Here is a 2,969-nt window from a genome sequence, read left to right as displayed (position 1 = left end):
GGTGTGGGGTGTAGGGTGATGGGGAGAACAAAGCTGCCTCCTGTCTCCTGTCTCCTGACTGCTGATCACTGATCACTGTTAAGAATGTCCCCAGCAATGGCATGATAATTATGGTAACTAATAAGTATTCTCTATCCTTGGTGGGTGCGTTAGACTATGGGTTTTGCTGATCTATCGATCGCTGATATTGCGGCAGAGTACGATCTGGCCGATGAATCTGTGTTGTCACTTTGCGACCAATTAGGCATCTCCTATAAAGATCGGCAGACTAATCTCGCCCTAGAAGATGCTAAAGCAATTATCTCACTGATTTTATCCCAACGCTCAGGAGTAACCGCCTCGAAAACGGAAACGTCCCCTTGACTTTATTCCCCACTGCGATCTTCTCGGTGTCCGTGATCACTTAGAATCGATCGACACCCTCCCAGAGGAAAAAATTTTTTAGTCACCTTAAAATTCCCTTTCTTGGAACAATTGCGAGTAGGAGAACAATGATCAAACGTTTGATTGTGGCAGCGATCGCTGTAGCCTTTTTTGTATTACAATTCAATCTTAACGGCGCTAGTGCCTTAGAACTCGATCAAGAAACCCTCACCATCACCCTCAATGACGTAGGGGAATCGGTGACTTTGACTTCTGAACAAGCGACGGAAGGACAGAAACTTTTTGTCGCCAATTGTACTAAGTGTCACCTGCAAGGTAAAACCAAAACTAATAATAATGTCAGTTTGGGTCTGGGTGATCTAGCAAAAGCGGAACCTCCCAGAGATAATCTGTTAGCATTGATTGATTATCTAGAACATCCCACCAGTTACGATGGTGAAGATGATCTAAGCGAATTTCATCCCAATGTTAGCCGTCCCGATATCTTCCCAGAATTACGCAATCTGACTGAAGATGATGTGTATAACGTCGCCGCTTATATGTTGGTTGCTCCCCGTCTAGACGAGCGCTGGGGTGGGACAATTTACTTCTAAATTGCCCTCCATATATCCCTCGATCCCTCTAGATTTCTAGGGGGATTTTTGATTAGACAGCAAATAGTTGTAAAAATTCTTTGAGTTCATTTAATACCTCATGCTCAAAGTTCCAAATATGACGTTTGTTTTTCATAACATAATCAAATCCATTCATACTGCATTTCCTGCCAGCTTGTTTTTTGTCTTCTGTGGAACAGGTATCAAATCGTAAATAGTTACTAATCCAAAACTTATCAAAATCTTTGTCTTTAATCGATTTTTCTTGCTTGTTTAAACAATTTCTACAGTCTTCTAAACAATCCGCATAGGTGGAATCTTGACTTTTAATCTTCTTGAGAACTGTTTCTAGTTCTCCTTGTCCTTCCACATTGGTAAAATAACAAGCAAATTCTGTGATTTGATCTTCTATTGTTGTCAATCTATAAAGCTGACTGGTTTCCCTAATATCTTCCGCTTCTGGATACACCTTTTTCAGACAATCGTTAAGCCAATTTAGTCGCTCTGTCTTAGTATCAGAATCTTGATCGATAATAATACCAACTTTAGGGATAGCTTTTTTACGAATAGTCGCCTTAATTTCATCGAAAGTGCTGGTTAATTTAGCTTGATCTAAACCCTGTAAACATTTATAGTCATCTTCCTCAAAGCAAATCGGTTTATCTAACTGAATTTTGTTAATATTTAAGTATTTTACTAGGGCTTCGATAAAAATTTTATCATTCTTGCTCTCGACGATTAATAAGTTACTCACCTCTCACCTCATTGCCATGTTTTAAGGCGTACTCTAAAGTGCTTAATTGTCTTTTAATACCAATAATTTTATCAGTTCTGGGACTCCTTGCTAGTTCAAAATAGGCCCCCTGTTCTGGATAATATTCTAACCCCACATCGGCAAAAGCTTGGATCATCTCTAAACTGTGGGTTGTGGCAAAAATTTGGCTATCTAGTTCGATAGCTAATCGGAATAAAGTTTTCCAAATATCTGGGTAAGCAGTATAGTGAATACCATTTTCTATTTCATCGATAAAAATAATTTTTTGCGGATTAAGCAGCAGAGCAAAAATCATCTCTATCAGACGATTAATAGCTTCACCAAACAGAGATATGGGTAGGCGTTTTCTCTCTTTTCTTTTCAGATATAAATTTGGTTCGCCCAGAAAAAAACTTTCTATTTTCTCAATGGACGGATCGAGAATTTGTAGAGCTTTTAGCACTTCTTTTTCCTGTTCATTAAAAACTATTTTAGTATAGGACTCGGTCAAGTCTTCCAAAGATTTATTGACAGATGCGGCAATGATTACTGGTTCCTCATCACCTCCATCAGGTAAAGCGAGTATTCCCTCAGAACTAGCAATTAAAAAATAGTTCAGTTGACCATCATTTGAGTCATTCTTGAGGTGAAAACTTGTGTGAATATTTAAGATAGAAATAACTGATTTATTTTTAGCGATAAAATCGTATAATTTTTGTAAGTCTTCAGAGATGCCTAAAACGCCATCTTTAAGAGAATCGGAAATCGATATTTTTACCAATTTATCTCCTCGTTTAGATTGGGAGCCTTTTAACTCAATAATATTTTCTCTATCAAGATTGAATAATAAATTATCCCAGGCATTTTTGGGAACAGCCTGAACAACTGCTAAAGATTGCCTACGAATGATTCCTCTGATGTAGGGATGAATAGTATTTGGATAGGGATAACTATACAAAAATATTGCCTCTAATAGGGCAGTTTTCCCTGAATTGTTTTTACCGCCAATTAAATTAACTCGCTCAAAACCTTCAATTTTGGTATGCTCAAAACATCTAAAATTACTAATTTCAATATCCTTAATCATGTTGACCTCCGGGCTGAATAAGCATAAATTTAGGGTTAGGAATGACCCTGGCAAGATGGGGATTTTTTTACTTAATTCTAGACGAGAATCGCCTCCAACTCTCAAAACGGTGACTATCCCCCACCGAAACTGCCGCCCTAAGAGATAATAG

Annotated in this window: 4 protein-coding genes; 2 read left to right on the top strand and 2 right to left on the bottom strand. The window is 38.1% G+C overall.

Going from position 1 to position 2,969, the window contains the following annotated elements:
- Nucleotides 1-156 precede the first annotated feature (156 nt).
- Nucleotides 157-363, top strand: a complete 207-nt coding sequence (locus IQ242_RS21300) for a hypothetical protein (RefSeq protein ID WP_002735525.1) — start codon at nt 157-159, stop codon at nt 361-363.
- A gap of 128 nt (nt 364-491) precedes the next feature.
- Nucleotides 492-977 (top strand): photosystem II cytochrome c-550, encoded by a 486-nt coding sequence (psbV, locus tag IQ242_RS21295; protein ID WP_002769173.1) that lies wholly within the window; start codon nt 492-494, stop codon nt 975-977.
- A gap of 52 nt (nt 978-1,029) precedes the next feature.
- On the opposite strand, the gene IQ242_RS21290 is transcribed toward psbV, so the two are convergent.
- Both IQ242_RS21290 and IQ242_RS21285 read right to left on the bottom strand, forming a co-directional pair.
- On the bottom strand, nt 1,030-1,731 hold the full coding sequence (locus tag IQ242_RS21290) for a DUF3226 domain-containing protein (protein ID WP_193961323.1): 702 nt from the start codon (nt 1,729-1,731) through the stop codon (nt 1,030-1,032).
- Nucleotides 1,724-2,818, bottom strand: coding sequence for an AAA family ATPase (locus IQ242_RS21285; RefSeq protein ID WP_193961322.1), 1,095 nt, complete (start codon nt 2,816-2,818; stop codon nt 1,724-1,726). Before IQ242_RS21285 ends, IQ242_RS21290 begins: the two co-directional genes overlap by 8 nt.
- Between the last annotated feature and the right edge of the window lie 151 nt (nt 2,819-2,969).

Source organism: Microcystis sp. LEGE 08355 (assembly GCF_015207185.1).
GTDB classification, from domain to species: domain Bacteria; phylum Cyanobacteriota; class Cyanobacteriia; order Cyanobacteriales; family Microcystaceae; genus Microcystis; species Microcystis panniformis.
This window is presented reverse-complemented; position numbering and strand designations above follow the sequence as displayed.